Origin of the sequence: Variovorax sp. NFACC27 (assembly GCF_048301545.1) — a bacterium.
Taxonomy (GTDB): domain Bacteria; phylum Pseudomonadota; class Gammaproteobacteria; order Burkholderiales; family Burkholderiaceae_C; genus Variovorax; species Variovorax gossypii.
This window is the reverse complement of record NZ_CP157613.1, coordinates 4,249,332-4,271,103: the sequence shown is the minus strand read 5'-3', so window position 1 is coordinate 4,271,103 and position 21,772 is coordinate 4,249,332. Positions and strand designations below refer to the sequence as shown.

General features: G+C 65.2%; 25 protein-coding genes. 14 read left to right on the top strand and 11 right to left on the bottom strand.

What is annotated here, in order from left to right; translation table 11 throughout:
- Positions 1-188: 188 nt before the first annotated feature.
- On the top strand, positions 189-401 hold the full coding sequence (locus ABL840_RS19935) for a hypothetical protein (RefSeq protein ID WP_093209272.1): 213 nt from the start codon (positions 189-191) through the stop codon (positions 399-401).
- 15 nt (positions 402-416) lie between these two features.
- Positions 417-611, top strand: a complete 195-nt coding sequence (locus tag ABL840_RS19930; RefSeq protein ID WP_093307874.1) for a hypothetical protein — start codon at positions 417-419, stop codon at positions 609-611.
- Positions 612-690: 79 nt separating this feature from the next.
- On the opposite strand, the gene ABL840_RS19925 is transcribed toward ABL840_RS19930, so the two are convergent.
- A complete protein-coding gene (locus ABL840_RS19925; protein ID WP_093307873.1) occupies positions 691-1,497 on the bottom strand; it encodes a transglutaminase-like domain-containing protein in 807 nt (268 codons plus the stop codon).
- A gap of 217 nt (positions 1,498-1,714) precedes the next feature.
- Entirely contained in the window at positions 1,715-1,939 is a 225-nt protein-coding gene (locus tag ABL840_RS19920; protein ID WP_126472071.1) for a hypothetical protein, read from the bottom strand.
- A 62-nt stretch (positions 1,940-2,001) separates the two neighbouring features.
- On the opposite strand from ABL840_RS19920, the gene ABL840_RS19915 reads away from it, so the two are divergent.
- A complete protein-coding gene (locus ABL840_RS19915; RefSeq protein WP_093210036.1) occupies positions 2,002-2,256 on the top strand; it encodes a hypothetical protein in 255 nt (84 codons plus the stop codon).
- 95 nt (positions 2,257-2,351) lie between these two features.
- Here ABL840_RS19915 and ABL840_RS19910 read toward each other — a convergent pair whose 3' ends face one another.
- Positions 2,352-3,308: a LysR family transcriptional regulator gene (locus ABL840_RS19910; protein ID WP_093210038.1), complete on the bottom strand. Its 957-nt coding sequence runs from the start codon at positions 3,306-3,308 to the stop codon at positions 2,352-2,354.
- Between the two features lie 102 nt (positions 3,309-3,410).
- On the opposite strand from ABL840_RS19910, the gene ABL840_RS19905 reads away from it, so the two are divergent.
- The 8 genes from ABL840_RS19905 to ABL840_RS19870 all read left to right on the top strand — a co-directional run bounded on the left by ABL840_RS19905 (position 3,411) and on the right by ABL840_RS19870 (position 11,906).
- The gene (locus tag ABL840_RS19905) at positions 3,411-4,340 is read left to right on the top strand and encodes a ketopantoate reductase family protein (RefSeq protein ID WP_093210039.1); all 930 of its coding nucleotides are present in this window, start codon (positions 3,411-3,413) and stop codon (positions 4,338-4,340) included.
- Positions 4,337-4,729 (top strand): VOC family protein, encoded by a 393-nt coding sequence (locus ABL840_RS19900; protein ID WP_093307871.1) that lies wholly within the window; start codon positions 4,337-4,339, stop codon positions 4,727-4,729. The genes ABL840_RS19905 and ABL840_RS19900 overlap by 4 nt, the downstream gene beginning before the upstream one ends.
- Positions 4,730-4,755: 26 nt before the next feature.
- Positions 4,756-5,217 carry a MaoC family dehydratase gene (locus tag ABL840_RS19895; RefSeq protein WP_093210042.1) on the top strand — a complete coding sequence of 154 codons (462 nt, stop codon included), beginning with the start codon at positions 4,756-4,758 and terminating at the stop codon, positions 5,215-5,217.
- Complete coding sequence (locus ABL840_RS19890) at positions 5,214-6,443, top strand: CaiB/BaiF CoA transferase family protein (protein WP_093210044.1); 1,230 nt, start codon at positions 5,214-5,216, stop codon at positions 6,441-6,443. The genes ABL840_RS19895 and ABL840_RS19890 overlap by 4 nt, the downstream gene beginning before the upstream one ends.
- 13 nt (positions 6,444-6,456) lie before the next feature.
- Positions 6,457-7,278, top strand: a complete 822-nt coding sequence (aroE, locus tag ABL840_RS19885; RefSeq protein ID WP_093210045.1) for a shikimate dehydrogenase — start codon at positions 6,457-6,459, stop codon at positions 7,276-7,278.
- Positions 7,279-7,303: 25 nt separating this feature from the next.
- Entirely contained in the window at positions 7,304-7,747 is a 444-nt protein-coding gene (gene aroQ, locus ABL840_RS19880) for a type II 3-dehydroquinate dehydratase (RefSeq protein ID WP_093307869.1), read from the top strand.
- Positions 7,748-8,299: 552 nt separating this feature from the next.
- Positions 8,300-10,513 carry a LamG-like jellyroll fold domain-containing protein gene (locus tag ABL840_RS19875; protein ID WP_093210049.1) on the top strand — a complete coding sequence of 738 codons (2,214 nt, stop codon included), beginning with the start codon at positions 8,300-8,302 and terminating at the stop codon, positions 10,511-10,513.
- Positions 10,514-10,622: 109 nt separating this feature from the next.
- On the top strand, positions 10,623-11,906 hold the full coding sequence (locus tag ABL840_RS19870) for a hypothetical protein (protein ID WP_240652203.1): 1,284 nt from the start codon (positions 10,623-10,625) through the stop codon (positions 11,904-11,906).
- Between the two features lie 115 nt (positions 11,907-12,021).
- On the opposite strand, the gene ABL840_RS19865 is transcribed toward ABL840_RS19870, so the two are convergent.
- The gene (locus ABL840_RS19865) at positions 12,022-12,342 is read right to left on the bottom strand and encodes an antibiotic biosynthesis monooxygenase family protein (RefSeq protein WP_093210052.1); all 321 of its coding nucleotides are present in this window, start codon (positions 12,340-12,342) and stop codon (positions 12,022-12,024) included.
- An 18-nt stretch (positions 12,343-12,360) separates the two neighbouring features.
- The gene (locus ABL840_RS19860) at positions 12,361-13,233 is read right to left on the bottom strand and encodes an alpha/beta fold hydrolase (RefSeq protein ID WP_093307867.1); all 873 of its coding nucleotides are present in this window, start codon (positions 13,231-13,233) and stop codon (positions 12,361-12,363) included.
- A gap of 100 nt (positions 13,234-13,333) precedes the next feature.
- Here ABL840_RS19860 and ABL840_RS19855 point away from each other — a divergent pair, with 100 nt between their 5' ends.
- Complete coding sequence (locus ABL840_RS19855; protein WP_176947679.1) at positions 13,334-13,489, top strand: hypothetical protein; 156 nt, start codon at positions 13,334-13,336, stop codon at positions 13,487-13,489.
- A 401-nt stretch (positions 13,490-13,890) separates the two neighbouring features.
- Here the strand turns inward: ABL840_RS19855 and ABL840_RS19850 are convergent, their stop codons facing one another.
- Together ABL840_RS19850 and ABL840_RS19845 are read right to left on the bottom strand one after the other, a co-directional pair.
- Positions 13,891-14,022 carry a hypothetical protein gene (locus ABL840_RS19850; protein WP_256230713.1) on the bottom strand — a complete coding sequence of 44 codons (132 nt, stop codon included), beginning with the start codon at positions 14,020-14,022 and terminating at the stop codon, positions 13,891-13,893.
- A 59-nt stretch (positions 14,023-14,081) separates the two neighbouring features.
- Positions 14,082-14,978, bottom strand: a complete 897-nt coding sequence (locus ABL840_RS19845; protein ID WP_093210055.1) for an oxidoreductase — start codon at positions 14,976-14,978, stop codon at positions 14,082-14,084.
- Between the two features lie 83 nt (positions 14,979-15,061).
- On the opposite strand from ABL840_RS19845, the gene ABL840_RS19840 reads away from it, so the two are divergent.
- Complete coding sequence (locus ABL840_RS19840; protein WP_093210057.1) at positions 15,062-15,946, top strand: MurR/RpiR family transcriptional regulator; 885 nt, start codon at positions 15,062-15,064, stop codon at positions 15,944-15,946.
- Positions 15,946-16,806: a DMT family transporter gene (locus tag ABL840_RS19835; RefSeq protein WP_093210058.1), complete on the top strand. Its 861-nt coding sequence runs from the start codon at positions 15,946-15,948 to the stop codon at positions 16,804-16,806. The genes ABL840_RS19840 and ABL840_RS19835 overlap by 1 nt, the downstream gene beginning before the upstream one ends.
- Before the next feature lie 309 nt (positions 16,807-17,115).
- On the opposite strand, the gene ABL840_RS19830 is transcribed toward ABL840_RS19835, so the two are convergent.
- The 4 genes from ABL840_RS19830 to ABL840_RS19815 form a co-directional block, all read right to left on the bottom strand.
- The gene (locus ABL840_RS19830; RefSeq protein WP_418115938.1) at positions 17,116-18,906 is read right to left on the bottom strand and encodes an acyl-CoA dehydrogenase; all 1,791 of its coding nucleotides are present in this window, start codon (positions 18,904-18,906) and stop codon (positions 17,116-17,118) included.
- A gap of 107 nt (positions 18,907-19,013) precedes the next feature.
- Positions 19,014-19,598 (bottom strand): MarR family winged helix-turn-helix transcriptional regulator, encoded by a 585-nt coding sequence (locus ABL840_RS19825; protein WP_418115937.1) that lies wholly within the window; start codon positions 19,596-19,598, stop codon positions 19,014-19,016.
- A 27-nt stretch (positions 19,599-19,625) separates the two neighbouring features.
- Positions 19,626-20,432, bottom strand: a complete 807-nt coding sequence (locus tag ABL840_RS19820) for an alpha/beta fold hydrolase (protein ID WP_093307818.1) — start codon at positions 20,430-20,432, stop codon at positions 19,626-19,628.
- Positions 20,433-20,551: 119 nt separating this feature from the next.
- Complete coding sequence (locus tag ABL840_RS19815; RefSeq protein ID WP_093307820.1) at positions 20,552-21,769, bottom strand: xanthine dehydrogenase family Fe-S subunit; 1,218 nt, start codon at positions 21,767-21,769, stop codon at positions 20,552-20,554.
- Between the last annotated feature and the right edge of the window lie 3 nt (positions 21,770-21,772).

Here is a 21,772-nt window from a genome sequence, read left to right as displayed (position 1 = left end):
AGCTTGTCGGGGAGGTGAGGCCTGTGCGGCCAGCGACTGCCGCGAGGTGTCAATCAAGGACTGAGGCAACGAGCACGCCGCAGTCGATGCGACGAGTGTAGGTGATTTCAGGAGGCGACGGTTTTCGTGTCTCGCAGGCGGCGTTCGAGTGTTAGGCTGGCCCGCATGCATTCGCATGAAGGACCGGCATGACTCAAGCGCTTCTCTCCCTCCCCCGGCAGGAAGCGCTTCGCGCCGATCTGCCCCACGTGGCTGATCTGCTGCATCGCCGGCGTGCGGGCGAAATCGATGAGGCTGTGATCGACGATCTGGTCTCATGGTCTTGGCTCGAATGGCTGGGCGGATCGCTCCAGCTGACAACCACGGGTGCAAACATCTGTCGCCAGCAGCAGCCCAAGTAGGAAGGTGTCTGCGCCATGAACCAGACGGAGGTGATGCTCAAGATCGTGGAAATGGCTCGCGTTGGCGGGGCACTTCCCGCAGACGAGGCGGTATCGCTGGTGGCGGCGAAAGTCGCCCGCTTGGACATGTCGCGCGAGGGCGTTCAACAGGAAGCGACCGACCTGATGCGCCTGGGCGCGACGATCTGGTCACTGGCGGGCCCGAGGTAGATGGCGGGTGCGAGCCCGCCGCATCCGCGCTCGGAGAGCCTGGGTGAGACAGCGAAAATTCGTCGCGCACTTTTCTTGTTCACTGGATCTCGTCGCACCAGACCTTGAAGCCGTCCAGCTTGTCCGGACCGAAGGTGCAGGACAACGCCACGTCGCTGGCATCCCGCCCCTGCGCAACCAGCACGCGGCCGATGCGGGGTACGTTGTTGCGCGCATCGAAGGTGTACCAACGGTCACCCAGGAAGGCCTCGAACCAGCCTGCGAAATCCATCGGGCCGAATGGTGGCGCAGTTCCGACATCTCCCAGGTATCCGGTGCAATAACGTGCGGGAATGTTCAGGCATCGACATAAGGTGATGGCCAGGTGCGCATAGTCCCGGCACACGCCTTGCCCTTCTCTGAAGGCCTCCAAGGCAGAACGGGTACGCCGAGCGTGCTGGTAGCCGAACTCGATGTGCTGGTGCACGAAATCGCAGACCGCCTGCACGCGCCCCCATCCGGTCGGCCCGTTCCCGAAACGCTGCCAGGCAAAGTTGGACAGCAAGTCGGTCTCGCAGTAGCGGCTACCCAGCAGATAGACCAAGGTGGATTCGGGCAGGTACTCCACGGGCGTCTGCGGCGCCGAGGGCACAACGATGTCCGGCGAGCCGTTGTCATGAACCACGGTATCCGTACTCAGCACGAAGCGACCCGCTGGGGCGACCAGGCGTGTGCACCAGTTCCCGAACAGATCGCGGTAGGCCGTGGTGGGCACGGCCGGATTCGTGAGCAGGTGGTCCGGGTGCAGGAGATCCGATGCTCGCGAATAGTGGATGCTCAGGGTCAGAATCATCGGCGTCGGGCGAGGAAACTGATAGGCGATTTCGAAGCCGAGCTGAATGTTCATGGACCCATCATGCGCCTTGATCTGTGTCTTCACTAGGAATAAGTGGTTCACGAGTCTCAGCTCGCCGCCCCACGCGATGACAAACGCCCCTTACCGCTGCGCCAACGTCGCCTCCTAGAATGTTAATTTCCATCTCGAAGTGCCCCATCTTTCCGTGAGGCGTTGATCCGCATGCAGAGCTCAACCTGCCTGATGGACAATGCTTCGCAAGGGCATTTCAATGGGGCCACGCTCGATGGAGGTGTGGGTCGATCGAGCGCGGAAATCCACAGTCCAGTGCGGCTTCCTGCGTGGCGCATTGCGTCAAGACCAGCACGCATCGTGTACGGCGCCTTTGGCGCAATTCGGCCTTCCCGGAGAACGCGCCGTCGGGCAACTGCTTCAGTTCCAGCAGGCATGTCCACCCTTCAGGCAAATCGATAGCCTTCAATTCGGTGCTCATGGCATAAAAGAGTAGTTCTTCCACAACGACGATCAAGATCCGCCCTCGACAGCCCTAGGGAAATGACAACGCTCTACCTCGCGATGACCGAGAAGCTCTCCATGCACTGGAGAGCTCACGACAACGTCTATCCGCAGAAGTTCGTGCTACCGCCGGTGCTGCGCGACGAATACCTCGAATGCTTGAGCTGGATGACAAGCAACCGAGGCAGGACGGTCCAGATGCCCGAGAAGCACATGGGCGTGCGCATCGAGATCGACGAGAGTTCACCAGGTGTCATGGTGGCTGCGGACGGCACCGAAGTCTCGCTGCGCTGAGGACACGCGCCTCGGTTACTCCTGCCCTTGGGCCCATCCATCCAGCTCCATGCTGCCTCACTGTACCGAGCACCTCTGGCACAACCTTCGTGCAACTAGCTCCGTGGCTTGGCCTTCAAGGGCTTGGGCGCAAACAACTCCTCGCACACCGTGCGCAACCAGCGACTGGCTGGGTCTTGGTGGTATCGGACGTGCCAGTGCTGTTTGACGGTGAACGGCGGCACTCGCACCGGACAATCGTGAACCTTCAAGGTGCTCCCACCTGAGCTGGCGAGGGTTTCGCCGATATGACGCGGCACGGTCGCGATCAGGTCGGTTGTGGATACAACGGCCGCAAGGCCAAGAAACCCCGGCAGCTCCAACAGGACGCGCCGCTCGACTTTTTGCCGCTGCAGTGCGGCTTCCAGCAACTGAGCGCCGGTGCCCCCGACGATGCCGACATGGGCCTCGACCTTGTATTCGCGCAGGCCCAATCCCTTGAGGCCGATGCGAGGGTGGCGTGCATTGACGAGGCACACCCAGTCCTGTGGATAAAGAACCTGCTGGTAGAAGCCCGATTCGAGCTGGGGCACCAGGCCGATCGCGAGATCCGCCTCGCCGGATTCCAGCGCCTGGGCCGTTTGCTCGTCGATGCGCGCGGCCTCCAGGCGAACGCCGGGCGCGACCGCGCGCACATGCGCCAGCAAGCGCGGCAGCAGGGTGATGTGGCTGGCATCCGTCATGCAGATCCGAAAGCGCCGCGTGGCGACCGACGGGGCGAAGGCTTCGGCGGGCGCGGCCACGCGACGCAGCGCGGCCAGGGCTTCTCGCACCGGCACGATCAGCTCCTGTGCGCGCGGCGTGGGCTGCATGCCGGTGGTGGTGCGCACGAAAAGTTCGTCGCCCAGCTGCCGGCGCAGCCTTCCAAGCCAGTTGCTCACGGTCGGCTGGCTCTGGCCCATCGCCTCCCCGGCCCGCGTTACGCTGTTCGTGCTGTAGAGCAGGTCGAACAGGCGCAGCAGCTTGCTGCTGAGAAGGGACGCGTCGCCTTCGATGTCGTCGTCATTGTCCAAGCGGCATCTCCATTTCAAAATGAAATGTAGATCATTGCAGCCATGCCATGGGCAGCATGATCGCCGGAACCTATCGTCGGGTCATTCCGAACGAAGGCTCACATGAAGATCTACTTTCTCGGTGCCGGGGCATTGGGTTGCGCCATCGGCGGGACCCTTGCCGCAGCGGGGTCCGATGTCACATTGATCGACCCCTTCCAGGCCCACGTCGACGCGATCAACCGCGACGGCCTGCGCATGAGGGTTGGTGATTCGGAGCGCGTCGTCCGGGTCCGCGCCGCGCTCGACTGCGCGAAGCTGGAGCCTCCGGACCTCCTCATCGTGCTGGTCAAGTCCTTCCATACGCGAGCAGCCATCGAAGGCGCGCGAGACATCGCGGGCCCCCACACAGCCGTGATGTCGCTGCAGAACGGCATGGGCCATGAAGAAATCCTCTCGGAGGTGGTGGGCGCAGGGCATGTCCTCGCCGGCAAGACCTACGTCGGCGGCGTGATGCTCGGCCCTGGCCATGTCATTGCCGGCACGCAGGGCAAGCGCACCGTGATCGGCGAGATCGACGGCCGTATCAGCGAGCGCGCCAAGGCGATCGCCGCCGAGTTCGAGCGCGCCGAGCTGCCTTGTGAGGTCAGCGACAACATCCTCGGCGCGATGTGGGACAAGCTTCTGATCAACGTCGCAACCGGCGCGCTCAGCGGCATCACCGGCCAAGTCTACGGCAGTCTCTATACGGTACCGGAGATTGAAGTCACGGCCATCGCCGCGGTGACCGAGGCCATGACCGTTGCAGAGGCCGGCGGCGTGAAGCTGTCGATCAAGGCGCCGCGCGACGCCTGGCTGATGGCTGCGCAGGGGCTGCCCTACGCATTCAAGACCTCGATGCTGCAGAGCCTGGAAAAAGGCTCGATCACCGAGATTGACTTCATCAACGGCGCGGTCGTGCGCATCGGCCGGAAATACAACATACCGACACCGGTCAACCAGACGCTGGTCGCCGCGATCAAGGGCATCGAGCGCCGCATGGAGGCGAGATGACCTCACAGGTCACGCCTAAAGCCTATGTCGAGCATGTCGCCATCTGGGTGCGCGACATCCATTGGCACATCAAGTTCTTCCACGATGTGTGCGGCATGACGATGCGGGAAGTGCAGGGCACCGTCGAAGAGCCGATCCAGTACTGGACGCTCGGGGGCATGCAGTTCATGGCCAAGCCCGATTACGCCGGCCCCGAAGGGCGGCTGGGCCACCTGGGCGTGATGTGCGAAGACCTCGAGGCCGCACTGGCCGCCGCAAAGGCCTTCGGCGTCACGGAGATGCCGCAGGGCCGCAACTGGCTGCGCCTGCCCGATGGCCTGGCCGTCGAATTCATCCAGGCCAGCCCCGGGGCCGTTGCCAAGGCGCTGGCGATCGATCCCCGCGCCTGAGCCCTGCTCGAACCGGAGACCCACACATGAACACACTCACCATCGAAGACAAGTACTGGGACGACGCCGTCGTCGGCGAGGAATGCATCAGCCCGTCGTACGAAGTGACGGAAGCCCGCGTGATGGCCTACGCCGATCTCACGGGCGACCACACGCCCGTGCATACCGACGAGGCCTACGCCCGCACCACGCCTTTCGGCACCCGCGTGGCCCACGGCCTCTTCGGCCTTTCGATCGCCGACGGCCTGAAGACCAGGAGCGACATGCGCTTCGTGCCCGGCATGTCGCTGGGCTGGGAATGGAGCTTCGTCGTGCCCATCAAGCTCGGCGACACGGTGCGGGTGAGATTCCGCGTCGAGTCCAAGCGCGAATCGAAGAGCAAGCCCGGCTGGGGCATCCTGGTGCTGCCGTCCGAGCTGATCAACCAGCGCGACGAAGTCGTGCAGAAGGGCGAGCATCGCGTGATGGTGCCCAGGAGGCCGGCATGAACGCGGCGGCACGGCAGGCATTGCCGCTGGCGGGAATCCGCGTCATCGACTACAGCCACTTCCTCGCCGGGCCCTATGTGGGCCGGTGCCTGGCCGCGCTGGGCGCCGAAGTCATCAAGGTGGAGCGCCCCGGCTCCGGCGATGCGGGGCGTCAGCACGCCTGGTTCGTCGGCGACCACAGCGGCTACTTCCTGCAGCAGAACATGGGCAAGAAGGGCCTGTCGGTCAACACCAAGGACCCGCGCGGCCGTGCCCTGATGAAGAAGCTGGTCGACAGCGCCGATGTGTTCGTCGAGAACTATCGCCCCGGTGCGTTGGACAAGCTGGGCCTGGGCTATGCGGAGCTGGCCGAGACCAATCCAGGCCTCGTCTACTGCTCGATCTCCGCGTACGGCCATACGGGGCCGGACTCGCACCGCGCCGGCTTCGGTCTCATTGCCGAGGCCAAGAGCGGCATCATGCAGATGGTCGGCAATCCCGGCGAGGCGCCGCCGCTGCTGCGCATCTCGCTCGGCGACATGTACACCGGCATCCACGCCGTGGCGGCGATCAACGCCGCGCTGCTGGGCCGCGTGAGGTCGGGCCGCGGGCAGCACATCGACATGGCGCTGTACGACACGCTGGTGTCGATGCACGAATACGCGGTGCAGTGCTACACGCTGTCGGGCGGCAAGGAAGTGCCGGTGCAGACCGGCCACGACATGCCCAATTCGACCCTGTACGGCGTGTTCCGTGCACAGGACGGCGACCTGGTCATCGCCGCGCAGGTCGACGATGCATGGAAACGCTTCGCCGCCCTGGTCGAGCGCAACGGCGGACCCGCCGGCTTCGGAGGCGACACGCGCCTGCACGATGCGGCCGGGCGCAACGCGAGACGCCTGGAAATCCTCGAGGTGGTCCGCCCGTGGGTGGCGCAGCGCCCCGTGGCCGAGATCCTGGGGATGCTCGACGGCATCGACGTGCCCTGCGCCAAGGTGCAGCGCATCGACGAAGTGCTGGCCGACCCGCAGATCCAGGCGCGCGGCATGGTGGTGGAGCAGGAGCACCCGGTGCTGGGCAAGATCCGCCTGCCCAACCTGCCTTTCCGCATGTCGAGCTGCGACACCTCGATCACGCAGGTGGCGCCCGAGCTCGGCGAGCACAACGCCGAGATCGCCGCGAGCCTGGGCTACGACGCCGCCCAGATCGCCGAGATGCAGGCCGACGGCGTTCTCTACAGCGCATGAGGAGGAGGGCCGCATGAGCGATCGCTACGCCGTCATCGGCAATCCCATCGGCCACACCAAGTCGCCGCTGATCCACCGCAGCTTTGCGAAGGCGACTGGCCAGGACATCGAATACGGCGCCATCGAAGGCTCGCTCGAGCGCTTCTCGGACGACGTGCACGCGTTTCGCAAGGCGGGCGGGCTGGGCCTGAACGTGACGGCGCCGTTCAAGCTGCAGGCGCTGGCCCTGGCGACCGAGCGGCTGGAACGTGCCGAGTTGGCCGGTGCCACCAATGCGCTCAAGTTCGAGGGCGACCGCATCATTGCCGACAACTTTGACGGCGTGGGGTTGACCAGGGACATTCAGAGCAACCTGGGTTTCTCGCTGAAGGGCGCGCGCATGCTGGTCCTCGGCTCGGGCGGTGCGGTGCGCGGAGCCCTGTTGCCCTTTCTGGCACAGCAGCCGGCAGAACTGGTGCTCGCGAACCGCACCTTGTCGAAGGCGGACGATCTGGCTGCGCAGTTCGCGGTGCATGGCCCCCTGCGCGCCTGCGCCTACGCAGACCTGGCCGGGGAGCGATTCGACATCGTGATCAACGGCACCTCGGCCAGCCTGAAGGCCGAACTGCCGCCGGTGCCGGCGGAGGCCCTCCAGAACGCGACGCTCGCCTATGAACTGGCCTACGGCAAGGGCCTGACGCCCTTCTTGCGCCTGGCGCAGAACGCCGGCGTGCCCAAGCTTGCCGACGGCGTGGGCATGCTGGTCGAGCAGGCGGCGGAAGCCTTCCTGTGGTGGCGCGGCGTGAGGCCCGACACCCGTGCGGTCATCGAGCGCATGACCATCCCGCTGGCTTGAGGCCGCGACAAGAAGGAAAGATCCCATGAAGATCCTCATGCTCCACGGCATCAACCACAACATGTTCGGCAAGCGCGATCCGAAGCAGTACGCCACCACGACGCTCGCCGAGATCAACGCGAAGCTGCAGGCGCTGGGCATGGAACTCGACGCGGAGGTCGAGTGCTTCCAGACCAATAGCGAAAGCGCCATGTGCGAGCGCATCCATCAGGGTTTCGCGGATGGCGTCGACGCGGTCCTGATCAACGCCGGCGCATGGACGCACTACAGCTACGGCATCCGGGATGCGCTGGCGATCCTCACGGTACCAGTGATCGAACTGCACATGTCCAACATCCACGCGCGCGAGGAGTTCCGGCATCACTCGGTGTTCGCGGACCTCGTGAAGGGCCAGATCTGCGGCTTCGGGCTGGACAGCTACCTGCTCGCCTTGCGTGCTGCCGTGTCGGCAGTACGGGGTGCTGGCTAGCGAGACGTCCATGCCGCTTGCGAAACATGAGGCGGGCGGTTGCGAAGAACCGGGGTCGGCAGTGACCCGGGCGGGCAAGAAGACGCGGTGTCTCTGATCGCTGCATGCCCATCTTTCGATGTCATGGCGAGCGTCGTCGCTGCAACGCCGATCGCAAGAAGACGATGCCGTGGCCAGCGAAAGCATCGGCATCGCCGCGCCGTGGAGATGGCATCAACGAAAGCAAGTTGCAGTGCTTTCGGTCATTTGAAAAATGAAATTCAGTCGCTCATTTTTAGAGGCAATTCAACGCTCGTTGTCGCCTCAGTACAGGTCACACTCATGAGTCCTGCCCTGTCGTGCAGCCCGAATCCGTGGAGGCATGGCACAGGGCCGTGACATTCAATGTCGTGTCGCCGGCGTCTCATGTGACAACGAATGTCACTTCTTGCCACTGCGTGTCCCTCGCAACGTGCGCAATGCATCCATCGGTTTTACCGATTTCATTTCATCGAACCATCGAAGCGAATGGCACGCAGCTTGCGGAATCATTTATTTACACATTTGCGATAAATGACACATTCATCGAACGACGACAAGAATGCAGCTCTGCTGGATCGCCGCACCTTCTTCATCGGCACCGCGAGCGCATTGGCCCTTGGCACGACGGCTTGCGGTGGTGGTAGCGGCGGAGGCTTTTCGCCGATAGGGGGATCCACCGCGCAGCAGACACCGGGTGCCACGCCTGATGCTGCCGCCGGTGTCGATACGCCCGCCACCCCGGCGCCCGAGCCGACCGCTCCCGAGCCTGAAGTACGCAAGATCACGCACCCCGGCCTGCTCGTCACCGAGGCCGACCTGCAGCGCATCCGGGACAAGTTGGCCGCCAATGCGGAGCCCTGGGTGGGCGGCTTGAACATGATGCTCAAGACGAACAACACCAACCTCGATGCGAAGCCGCGCCCCCTGGCGTTGGTAACGCGAGGCGTCGATGGCGAGAACTACTGGCAGATGGTCGGCGACATGGTGCGCGCCCTTCACCTCGCATTGCGCTGGAAGATCTCCAACGACGAGAGCTATGCGAAGAAGGCGGTGGAGTTCCTCAACGCGTGGTCGTCGACCTTGACCGAGCTGGGCGGCAACTCCAACGTCTTCCTCGCCTCGGGCCTCTACGGCAACCAGTGGGCCAACGCCGCGGAACTGATGCGGACCTACTCCGGCTGGGCGAAGGAAGACGTCGCGCGCTTCCAGACCATGCTGTTGAACGTGTTCTATCCGAAGGCCCACGACTTCCTGGTCAACCACAACGGCACGGAGACCAGAAAGGTCACCCACTACTGGGCCAACTGGGACCTGGCCAACATTTGCGCCGTCTACGCGATCGGCGTGTTCTGCGACCGGCCCGACCTGGTCGCCGAAGCGAGCAACTATTACAAGAGCGGCCGCGGCTGCGGCGCGAGTGCCAACAACGTCTACTACGTGCATCCCGGTTACCTGGGGCAGTGGCAGGAGAGCCATCGCGACCAGGGCCACTCGACCCTCGGCATCTCGCTGGCGGGGATGCTGTGCCAGATGGCCTGGAACCAGGGCGAGGACCTCTTCGGCTACTGGAACAACCGGCTGCTGGCCGGTGCAGAGTACGTGGCCAAGACGAACCTCGCGGATGCCAACGGCAACGCGCTGTACACGATGCCGTTCGCTCCTTACGAGGGTGTCCATGGAGCGGGGACCGCTGCCGCGGGCACGAACAGCCTGCGACCCAACTGGGACCTCATCTACAGCCACTATGTGAGCCGCAAGGGACTCTCGGCCCCCTGGACCAAGGCGATGCTCGACAAGATCCGGCCCGAGCGCGTCGATGGCGGCGACCAGCCCGGCATCGGCACGCTGCTCTATGCGCGCGATCCGGTTCCCGCCGCCAGGCCCAGCGGTCTGAGCGCATTCCTGAACGAGGGAAAGGTGCAGCTGTCGTGGTGGGGCACCGCAGGCGCTTCCCAGTACCTCGTGCAGCGGGCAGCTTCGCTGAACGGTCCGTTCACGACCCTCGCGCCGGTCACCGAACCGCGCACCTACACCGACGACCCCGACCAGGGCACCTGGTACTACCGGATCGATGCGGTGACCGACGCCGGGGAGATGACCGGCGCAGATACCCTGCGCGTGGCAGTCCCGGGCGAGCTGTGGCTGCACCTGCCGCTCAACGGCGATGCCAACGACGCCAGCGGCCGCGGCCTGCATGCGCAATTGACGGGCGGCACGAGTTGGGGTGAAGGACGCAATGGCGGAAGCGCCGTGCAGCTTGATGGCCGCAGCGGTCACGTCCAGTTGCCAGACGGGGCTGTGTCGGCCTTGGGCGATTTCACTATCGCTGTGTGGGTCTATTGGGATACCGCGTCGGTCATCGCGCGCGTTTTCGACTTCGGTTCCAACGACGTGGCCTACATGATCCTGATCCTTCGCGACGGCAACAAACAGCTGCGTTTCTCAGGTTCTCGCAATCAGTTCTGGAAGGAAGAGTCGGTGGCCGGCGGAGAGACACCCACCGGGCGCTGGGTGCACCTGGCGGTCACGCTCTCGGGCACCGTGGGCACGCTCTACATGGACGGCGCGCAGGTGGCCACCGCGGACGGCATTTGGATCAATCCTTTCCAGCTGGGCAACACCACCCGGACCTGGCTGGGCCGCTCCCAGTACGGCGGCGATCCGTACTTCAAGGGGCGCATGCAGGACTTCCGCATCTACAGCGGTGCGAAGGACGCGGCCTTCATCGCGGACCTCGCACGCTGAGTGCCATCGGGGCATCAGCGCTGTCCGGACCACCCTGAACCCGAACCGGCGCGCGCATGCACAGGCGCGCCGGTGTTTGTTTGACTTCGACCTCTCTCGGACCTCTCTCATGGACATTCTTTCTCGGCGATGCGTTTCCGCGCTGATGGCCTCTTTGCTGCTCTTCGGTTGTGGCGGAGGAGGTGGCGGCGGCGGAGGTACCGGCATTCCGCTGGTTGGCAACCCGACGGGCCAGGCCGGCACCGGCGGTCAATTCGATGCTGGCCAGAACAACGGCGACCAAACGGCCGGCAACACCTCCGGTAGCGGGACCCAGGGCGGAACCGGTGGCAGCGCGCCTGTGCCGGCCACCGTCGCCATGGCCAACAAGCTTGGCAAACCCTCGCGTGTGCTGGTCGGGCTGGGCGCGACCTCCATCGACGACATGAAGAGCCAGGACATCCATCCCGACATCGTCGAGCGCTATCTGGTGGGTGTCGGCCCGGGGTCCTGGCCTACGTGGAACAGCCCCGATGGGGCCTATGTCACCTTCACCGCGCAGGCTGCCGACGCCTATGGTGCAGTTCCCATGTTCACGCTCTACCAGATGACCGCGAACGGCGAGGGCAATCTCAGCGGCATCAGCGATGCGACCTTCATGAGCAAGTACTGGGGGCAGGTCCGGCTGATGTACCAGCGCATCGCGGAGCTGGACAAGCCTGCCCTGGTTAATGTGGAGCCGGACTTCTGGGGCTTCGCCGCGTCGCAGGCGCCTGGCCGCGATCTGACGAAGATGGCCGCCGCAGTGAGCGGCCAGCCCGAATGCGCCACGCTGCCCGACACCGTCGCGGGCCTTGGCCAGTGCTTCGTGCAGATGGGCCGCAAGGTCGCGCCGAAGGCGCTGATCGGGTTTCCGCCCGCCTTCTGGAACGGCACGCCCGTCGAAGTCGCCGCGATGATGCGTGCTGCCGGCGCGAACCAGGCAGACTTCATCGTCGCCCAGACCAGCGACCGCGATGCGGGCTGCCGCGAAGCTGCATCGCCCCCCCCGGAGTGCCAGAACGGAAGCGCCCCGTTCTACTGGGACGCAAGCAACAAGACCAGTCCGAACTTCCACGACAACCAGAAGCAGTATTCGGACTACCGCACGGCGCTCGGCAACGGCCTTCCGATCCTGTGGTGGCAGACGCCGATGGGCGTGCCCTCCGACACGCCCGGCGGCACCGACCAGCACTACCGCGACAACCACGTCGACTACATGCTGACCAACACCCAGGAGTACGGCGACATGCACACCATCGGGATCGTTTTCAGCGCGGGAGCGGGCAGCCAGACCTCGATCAGCACGGACGGAGGCCAGTTCGCGCGCCTCTCGGCGCAGTACCTCGCGCGAGGCGGCGCCGCGTTGAAGTAGCGGTCATGTGCCTTCGCTACCGCGCGGACGCCCCCCATCGACGGGGATGACCGCGCCGGTCATATAGCTGGAAGACGCCGCGCAAGTACGCCTGCCGATGGATCGAGTGGCCCGCTCAGTTTTTCCGATCCAGCACGATGCGATGGATCTGGATCTTCTCGGGCAGCTCGATCAAGAGCTCCTTGTCCCGCGGCAGGTGGTGAACCGCCTGCGGGTCGCCTTTCGTGAACGCGGTCATCGAATCCATGTCCGCCCAATAGGAGATTGTCGTGAACCAGGTTTCGTCTTCCCGGTCCTCCCGCAGGAGCTGGACGCCGAGCGCTGTCTTTTCCAAGGGCGGCACGCCTTCGGCCAGGTTGTAGGCTTCGTATTCGTCGGCGACCTCCGGCCGCGTGCGGCCTCGCCATATGCGTGCGATGGTGGGCTTGGTGGTCATGATGGTTTGGGTTCTCCGTCAACGCAGGGTTCGGGAAAGGAAGTCCTGCACCAGGGCAAGCGCTTCTTCGAAGTGCGTCTCCAGCAGCCAGTGGCCGGCATCCGGGAGGATGTGGAGTTCCGCACCGGGCAGGTCGCGCAGGTAGGCTTGTGCCGCCGCTCGCGGCATGTAGTCGTCCTGCGGGCCCCATACGATCAGCGTCGGGGGCCGGTGCTCGCGAAGGTAGGCCTGGTACCGGGGGAACCAGCCGAGATTGGCCTCCAGCCCCTCCATCAAGCCGACCGCAATGCGGGTCCGCGCCGGCGTGTTCATCAGCGGCCAGTGCAGCTTCCAGAGATCGGGCGGGATGCGGGCCGCCACCTCTTCGGATACCTCGCCCACGAACTCGTCCCGGAATCCTTTCTCACTCACTGCCTCGACCAGCGGCTTGTGCGTGTCAGGTGTTTTCTCGGCCCAGTAGGCCTTGATGTTCTTGTATTTTGGCCCGAGCGCATCTTCATAGATATCGCCGTTCTGGATGATGAGCGCGGAAATCGCCTCGGGTCGCTGGATCGCATGACGCAGGCCGATCTGCGAACCGTAGTCATGGAGCCATAGCGCGTAGCGCTTCAATCCGAAGCTGTCGACAACCCCCGCAAGGATCGACGCATAGGCATCGAAGTCGTAGCCGAACTCGGACGGCTCCGGGGTATCGCTCAAGCCGAAGCCCGGCCAGTCGACGGCGATGGTGCGCCAACGGTAGGCGAGCGCCGGCATCAGTCGGCGAAACTGGAACGACGAACAGGGATAGCCGTGCGGCAGAAGGAGTACGGGCGCATCTCGCGGCCCGGCTTCCCGAACGAAGAGGTCGATGCCGGCGATGGTCCGTATCCGGTGGGTCGTGGCGAGCATGGCGGTGCAGTCTCCTCGCACTGGTTGCTGCTGCTGGTTGCGCGATCCTGCGCATGAGCATCGCTATATCCATGGCACGCCCTGCGTAGGACGACTTTGCATGCCTGTGAAGGAACACCGAGTCCATGGATCGAAGCGGAATCCACTCGCGCATGGTTTTTCTGCACAGCAGTGCCGCGGCGAAGAAGCGCGTCAAGGCCAGCGGGCAGACGCGAAAGACAAGCAGCAGGTCGAACCCAAAGGCGTCATCGATTGACGACTGTCGCTCGCGGCAGGGCGCGCTCACGGAAGCGGTCTACTCATCCGAATAGAACCAGACATTGCGGATAAGCCTATCGCACACTTCATAGAGTGCGATGCCTTCAACCTCCGACTCGCGGATGCCGGTGATCCGTTCGTGATCCACCACCTTGTTACCGACGACCATGCGTTGAAGGGGGGCGGATATTCCGAAGTTGAATTTCAGGCGCTCAATTCCAGAGGCAATTCGATGAGCGTTGCCGCCTCTGTGCGTGTCATCGCGGCGATGCCGTACGCCTCATGGTCAATAGGTGATGCAGATAGATCGATCCTGGCGGCAGGACCAGCCACCAAGCTGGACACTTTCAAAGGTGTCCGGCCTTTTCTCCTTTAGAGAGGGCCATTCGCTGGCGGCCTTCAGCGTACCAGGTCCTGAAAGCGGTAGTAGGCGCCCACGATGGGAAGAAACCACGGCTCGCCGAAATGGCCGGGGATCGCCGGCCAGTCGAAGTCGCGCCATGGATTGAGGTCCGCTCGGCCGCCGCTCAAGTTCGCCCGAGCGCCTCCAGGTGCCTTCTGAGCCCATGGCGATGTCCGTCGGCCGGGAATCAACCAGGGCCGTCGCTCGCAGCCGCGAGGAGCGGCACCAGAACGTCGCTGATGGGTGTGGGAATGCCGTGAGCCCGGCCGCGACGTGAGACCACACCGTTGCGAACGTCCCATTCGAGCGGCCTGCAGGCTTCGCGATCCGTGAGGATGGATGTGCCCATGTCGGCGGGAGACGCCTGGAACTTGTCGAGGATCGCCTGTGGTACTTCGTCGCCAAGTTCGGCGCCCTCGGCACGGGCCACCGCCAGGCACTCCTGCAGATAGCCCAGGGCAAGCCTGGAGATGTCGGGGCGGCCGAACATGCCCGAGCGACGATGCGTGAGCGCCATGAGTCCGGCCGCCGCGTTCTGCAGCAGCTTGCGCCAGGCCAGGGATTCGAAATTGCCTGCCAGCTCGACGAAACAGCGGGTGCCTTGCAGCGCCTCGGCGATCGCGCGGGACTCCGGCGTGTCCGGCAGGCTGAGGCGAGCGTCGCCACGCAGGCGCACTGAGCCGTTGGGCTGCGCCTGCGCAGGAAACCACACGATGGCGGGCACGATCCGCCCCCTTCGGCAATGTGGAGCGACCTTGTCCAACTGCTCGACGCCGTTTTGCAGAACGCACACGACGGTTTCGGGGCCGGTCAACGCACCAAGCCATGCTGCGGCTGCCTCGATCTGTGTCGCCTTGACGGCGAGAAAGACGATATCGACCGGGCGATCGAACTGGGTGGGATCGGTCCGGACCGGACCGGCAATGGTGATGAGGCGATCGCCATCGTGCAGCGCCAGATGATCGCGGGACGTGCGGCCGCACAGCAACGGCGTGCGGTCGATCTCGTGCAGCAGCGCCGCGATCGTGGTGCCGATGGCACCCGGACCCACGATGGCCACGGATGGACTGCTTTCTGGACTCATGCAACGGGACTCCTGCGACTTGTTGCAGAGCACCTGCTCACGCGAGGTTGTCTGCTCTGAATGAGGTGTGTAATATATTCCAAATGAAAGATGAAATTGGTAATGGAGTTTCTTCCGATGAAGGGCGGCTCGGGCAATGGATAGGGAGCATCCAGGCCCGTTGCGGCGATCTGGCCGCCAGCGAAGCGAAGGTCGTGGCTCTGCTGCTCGCTGACCCCTTGTTCGTCGGCGCCAGCACGACCGCGCAGGTTGCCGCTCGTGCCGGCGTTTCGCCACCGAGCGTGGTCCGCGCCGCGCGTGCGATCGGGTTCACCGGGTTCACCGAACTCAAGATCGAGATCGCTCGTGCCCGAGGCACGACCCGGTTCTTCGCGCCTCCCGAAGTGCTTGCTGCGGATGCGACATCGGCCGCGGTGCTCGAAACGTCCATCCGCGCAGGCACCGACGCACTGACCGCGCTCGGCGGGGCCGTTGAACTCCCTGCGCTCGACGAAGCGGTCCGCTCGATCCAGTCGGCGCGACAGGTCATCGCATTCGGTGCCGGCCCGTCGGCGGCAGTCGCCGCCGACGCGGTCTTCCGTCTGCGCGCGGTCGGCGTGACGACCATCGGCATCCCGGACTACTTGTCGGCGATGATCGCGACGCGCCTCCTGGACACCGGCGATGTCGTGATCGCCGTCAGTTCGACCGGACGCACTTCAACCACGCTCGCCATCGCCGATGCAGCGTTGGCCGCCGGGGCCTCGCTCATTGCCATCACCAATCAGTACGGCACACCACTGGCCACCCTCGCGGATACCGCGCTGGTCGTCGGCGGTGCACCACTGCCGGCGCAGATGGCCGCAGCAGGGAGCCGGCTGGCCCAACTCGTCGTGATCGACGCGCTGGTCGCGACGCTCGCCCTGCGCGATCCGGAGCGCAGCCGACGCGCAGAGCGCGCAGGCATCGACCTGCCCGACATCTGCTGATGCACCCCGGCACCGTGGCGCTCGTCCTCGCCGCGGCGGCAGCCCATGCGCTGTGGAACATCGCCTCGAAATACAAGCGCGGAGACACCCTTCTTTTCGTCTGGGCCTATACCTGCGCCTCGGCGCTGCTGTGCGTGCCGATCGGCATGGCCTTCATGGTCACGGGGCAGCAGGCGATCGATTGGCGGCTCGCGGTGGGTTCCGCCGTTTCGGCCGCATTGCACATCGCATACTCCCTGACGTTGCAGGCCGGCTACGACCGCGCGGAGCTGGGCGTGGTCTATTCGGTCGCCCGCGGCACGGGTCCCGTGCTGACGATGCTGTTCGCGGTTCTCCTGTTGGGGGAACGGCTCACCGCGGTCGCGATGCTCGGAGCGTTGCTCATCGTCGCGGGCATCCTCGTCGTTGTCGGCAATCTGTTCAGAAGCGGCAGCGGCCGTCCCGTGCCGGGGATCCTCTGGGGGGGCGCGACAGGTGCCACCATCGCCACATACACCCTCTGGGACAGCTACTCGGTCACCTCGTGGCACTTGGCGCCCGTGAGCTACTACGCAGGCACACTCCTGTTGCAAGGCCTGATCCTGACACCCATCGCGCTGCTGCGGCGGCATCGGATCCCCGGTGTCCTTCGCGCTGACGCCGTGCCGATCCTCATCGTGGCCGTGTTGTCCCCGCTGGCCTACATCCTCGTTCTCACGGCCATGCTGAGTGCGCCGGTGGCTCTGATCGCGCCCCTGCGCGAGTCATCCATCGTCATCGGCGCTTTCCTCGCGTGCTGGCTCTTTCGTGAGGACCATCTCGCACGCCGCATTGCTGGGGGAGTGATCGTGCTGGTGGGAATCGCGGCCATCAGTCTCTGATATTTCGTCGGGCCGGCACTACCGATTCGATCTGCTACGACAAGCCATGTCCGCTCGCCTCCGGCAATGTGAAGCCAAGCGCGGGAACCTCCTGAGGAAAGTCGTGATGCAAAGCGAGCGCACGTCTTGCGTCGGTTGCCTGCGTCGGGCCAGCGGACGTGTCCGATGGCCGGGTGTTCGGTCCGATGTTGTCGTTCGATATGTCGCGCAGGCTTCGCCAGAGGGCGCCAATGCTCAGCGGCCGTTGCCAGTACGGGAGAGCCGCCGGCTTGACGTCGTCGCGCGAGGGGGAGGGCGCTGGTCCTTGCTTCAGAAGGATTCGAGCGCCAGCGCGGTCACGCTCTCCGCGCCGTCGACGATGCTGTCGCGGATGCCCGGCACCTTGTTGAGGATGTGCTCGGCATAGAAGCGCGCGGTGGCGATCTTGGCCAGCATGAAGTCGGTGTCGAAGCTGCGCGAGGCGAGGTCCTGCGCAATGATCAGCGAGCGCGCCAGCTGCCAGCCGGCCACGAGATTGCCCGCGAGCATCAGGTAGGGCACGCTGCCCGCGAACACGGCGTTGGGCGAGGCCTTGGTCTGTCCCGCCACGAAATCGACCACCTCGACGAAGGCAACGCGCGCGGCCTTCAGGCGCTTGAGCACGGCCGCGGCAGCGGGGTTGTCGCTCTTGGCCAGCTCGGCCTCGGTCTTCTCGATCTGCGCGGCGATCGCCTTCGCAGTCTGGCCGCCGTCGCGCGCCGTCTTGCGGCCCACGAGATCGTTGGCCTGGATGGCGGTGGTGCCTTCGTAGATCGTCAGGATCTTCGCATCGCGGTAGTACTGCGCCGCGCCGGTTTCCTCGATGAAGCCCATGCCGCCGTGCACCTGCACGCCGAGCGAAGCCACTTCCAGGCTCATCTCGGTGCTGTAGCCCTTCACCAGCGGCACCATGAACTCGTAGAAGGCCTGGTTCTGCTTGCGTGCGTCCGAGTCGGGATGATGGTGCGCCGCGTCGTAGGCAGCCGCGGCCACACTGGACATCGCGCGGCAACCCTCGGTGTAGGCGCGCATCGTCATCAGCATGCGCTTGACGTCGGGGTGATGAATGATCGGCGCGCTGGTGTTGATGGAGCCGTCCACCGGGCGGCTCTGCACACGCTCCTTGGCATAGGCCACCGCGTGCTGGTAGGCACGTTCGGCGATCGCGATGCCCTGCATGCCCACAGCGTAGCGGGCCGAGTTCATCATGATGAACATGTACTCGAGGCCGCGGTTCTCCTGGCCCACGAGATAGCCGATGGCACCGCCATGGTCGCCGTACTGCAGCACGGCCGTCGGCGAGGCCTTGATGCCCATCTTGTGCTCGATGCTCACGCAGTGCACGTCGTTGCGCTCGCCGAGAGAGCCGTCCTTGTTCACGAGGAACTTCGGCACGACGAACAGGCTGATGCCCTTCACCCCTTCCGGCGCACCGGCCACGCGGGCCAGCACGAGGTGCACGATGTTCTCGGCCATGTCGTGCTCGCCGTAGGTGATGAAGATCTTGGTGCCGAACACCTTGTAGGTGCCGTCGGGCTGCGGCTCGGCGCGGCTGCGCACCATGGCGAGGTCGCTGCCGGCCTGCGGCTCGGTGAGGTTCATCGTGCCGGTCCACTGGCCGCTCACGAGCTTCTCGAGATAGGTGGCCTTGAGCTCGTCGGAGCCGGCCGTGAGCAGCGCCTCGATGGCGCCGTCGCTCAGCAGCGGGCACAGCGCGAAGCTCATGTTGGCCGAGTTGAGCATTTCGCCGCAGGCCGCGCCGATGGTCTTGGGCAGGCCCTGGCCGCCGAAGTCCGCCGGATGCTGCAGCCCCTGCCACCCGCCCGCCACGTACTGCGCGAAGGCTTCCTTGAAGCCCGGCGTGGTGGTGACGGCGCCGTCCTTGAGCGACGAGGGATTGCGATCGCCCGGCACGTTCAGCGGCGCGACCACGTCCTGATTGAAGCGCGCGCACTCTTCGAGCACGGCCTGTGCGGTTTCCAGGCCGGCGTCCTCGAAGCCCGGCAGCTTCGCGATCTCGCCGATGTTGGCCAGGTGTTCGATGTCGAACAGCATGTCCTTGATGGGGGCGGTGTAGCTCATCTCGATTTTTCTTTCGAAGCAGATCCAAGGTAAATGAAAAATTCGGCTCGGCCGGACAGGGGCGCCAGGCAGCCGGCGGGACGAGGCGAAGGTTCAAGCCAGACGGGCTAGCCCTGCTTCTCCATCTTCTCGTGGGCATCCACGAGCTGAGCCAGCAGCTTCATGAAGACGGCGCGATCCTCGGGTGACAGCGGCTCTATCAAGAGTTCCTGCGAGCGGTGGATGCTGTCCTGCAGGTCGTTGATCAGGTTCAGTCCGTCCTTGGTGATCACCGACAGCCTCGACCGGCGATCGTCCGGATTGACGCGGGTCTCGACCAGCCCCTTGTCGACCAGGCGCTTGACCACTTCGGCCGTCGTCGTTCGATCCAGTGAAAGCTCGCGGCCGAGGGCCTTCTGATCGAGCCACGGGTTCATCGAAAGCGCGGTCAACATGCCGATCTGCAGCGGCGTGATGCTCTCGGACTTGCACAGATCGAAGAAGATCGCCTGCCCGATCTGAGTGAGCCGGCGGATCAGGAAGCCCGGACGCCGCCACATGACTTCGCGCAGCGGATTGAATGGCTCTGGACCCTTGGGCTTTGCCGCCTCCACCTCGGTGGTGCCACCTGTCTTCTTCCGGGCGGGAGAACGCTTTGTCATCATCTCGAGATCGCCAATAGTGTCAGCCGGCGAGTGTATCGGCTCCCCCATATGCAAAAGGAACGAGGACGCCAGCCGCTACAGCAGGCCGACCTCGAGGTACTCGCCCAACAGGCGGTGGAAATCCAGCTCGTCGTCCCACGGGATCATGTGGCCGGCGTCGCGGGCCGTGCACTGCCTCAGGTGGGGTGCGAGGGCTTCGATCTCCGCCAGGTCTTCGGCGAGCACCACGCCGCCGCGCCCCGCCGTCATGAGCAGCCCGGGCGTCTGCAACCTCGCCAGATCGGCGTGGATGTCGTCGCCGTGGAAACCTGCATGCGCCTGGACCACCGCCTCCTCGCTGCACGTGTGGAGCCACTCGGCCCGTAGCTGCAACTGCTCGTCCGTCCAGGTCGGCGCGTAGGGACGCAGCCCGTCGGCCGTGATGCCCTGGGTGGCCATCCGGATGGAATCCACATACCACGACAGCGGCACGGGATAGGGGCGGCGGCCGGGGCCTGAGACGGGCGGATCGATCAGCAGCAACTTGTCGAGGCGGCGCGCGTCGCGCGACGCGGCGCGGATCGCGACGCGTGCCCCCATGGAGTGCCCCAGCAGCGTGACGGACGACCACCCCTGCACCTCCAGCAGGTCGAGCACGTCGCCCGCCATGGCATCGAGGCTGGCGTCGATGCCGGGCACGCTGGAGGACAGGCCCCGCCCGCGGAAGTCCAGAACATGAACGTCGAAGTGGCGGGCCAGTCGCTCGGCGACGAAGCCCCATGTGATGGCCGGGCTCGTGATGCCGGGCAACAGGAGCATGCGCGGGCCCTGCCCGCCATAGCGCAGCAGGTGCAGCCGAACCCCGTTGGCGCGCACGTGGTAGCCATGAAGAAATGAACTCAATTGCGACTCCGTGGTGTTTCATTCACCAGCCGCTCCCGCCCCGACTGGCGGCGCAAACGGCATCGACACGAACCTTCGCCGTTGCGCTGGAAGCGATGCGGCACCCGGCACGAACAGTCTCAGGACTGCGACGGCCTCCCGAACCAGCCTCGAATGCGGTTCCATAACACGCTCCACATCATTGCGGCCATGGAGACCGTGGGTTGCGGCTCGTCGACCGAAGCCGCCTGCCCGCTCAGCCGACGCGAGATCTGCTTGCCGAAGTCCGCCACCATGCGGCGTACGAAGTCCTTCACGAGCCCCGAGCGCGAAAACTGCGCGAGCGGCCCCTGAAGCGCGTAGACCATGTCCACGTGGACCCGGGTGTTGTCGGCGGCCAGCGCTTCGAGCCGATAGGTGATGTCGCCCTGGGTGCGCGACTTGCTGAGGCTGTCCTGGCCCGCGCCTCGAAGGACGGCGCGCCTGGCGGCATCGTCGCGTTCCAGCCGCGCCGCGCCGGCGAAGGCTGCGGACATCGGCCCGAACTTGATGGCGATCGTGCCCTTGACCCTTTCACCCTCGTGCGAGTCGATGGTCGCGCCGGGCAGGCACGACGCCACCGCAGGCAGGTCCCCCATGAATGCCCACACCCGGTCGATCGGATGAGGCACGTCGAAATGGACCTCGATGGCGTTGCCTTTCGCCTTGGCCTTGGCCATCGCCACGGGATCGACCTCTGCCATGTCCGCCGCGGCGGCCGGATCGGATGCCGCGGTCCTGCCAGGCGACGGTACCGGCGATTCGGCGGGCGTCGCCGCGGCGACGCGTTTCAGCGCGACCGTTCGCGGTGCGACGAGTCTCTGGCGCAGCTTCTCGAACTGCGCGTCGGGGGTGTCGCGTTGCTGCTGGAGCACGTCCAGGATGGCGTCGACGATGCCCTGGTAACCCGTGCAGCGGCACAGGTTGCCCGACAACTCGAGGCGCACGCGCGCTTCGTCGGCATCGGGCAAGCGAAGCACGATGTCGCGCGCCGTGGTCAGCATTCCCGGCGTGCAGAAACCGCACTGCAGCGCATGGTGGCGCGTGAATGCCTGCCGCAGCCGCTGCATCGCCGCGTCGTCGTCGTAGCCCTCGATGGTGGTGACCTCCCGGCCTTCGCATGCCACGGCGAATGTGATGCACGAGCGCGTGGGCTGGCCGTCGACGAGCACCGTGCAGGCACCGCACACGCCGTGCTCGCAGCCGAGGTGCGTTCCGGTGAGGCGCAGTTCGTCGCGCAGGAAATCGCCCAGATGCACCCTGGGCTCGGCCGGTCGGCAGATGCTGCGACCGTTCACTTGAATGGAAATGGGGTCCAAGTC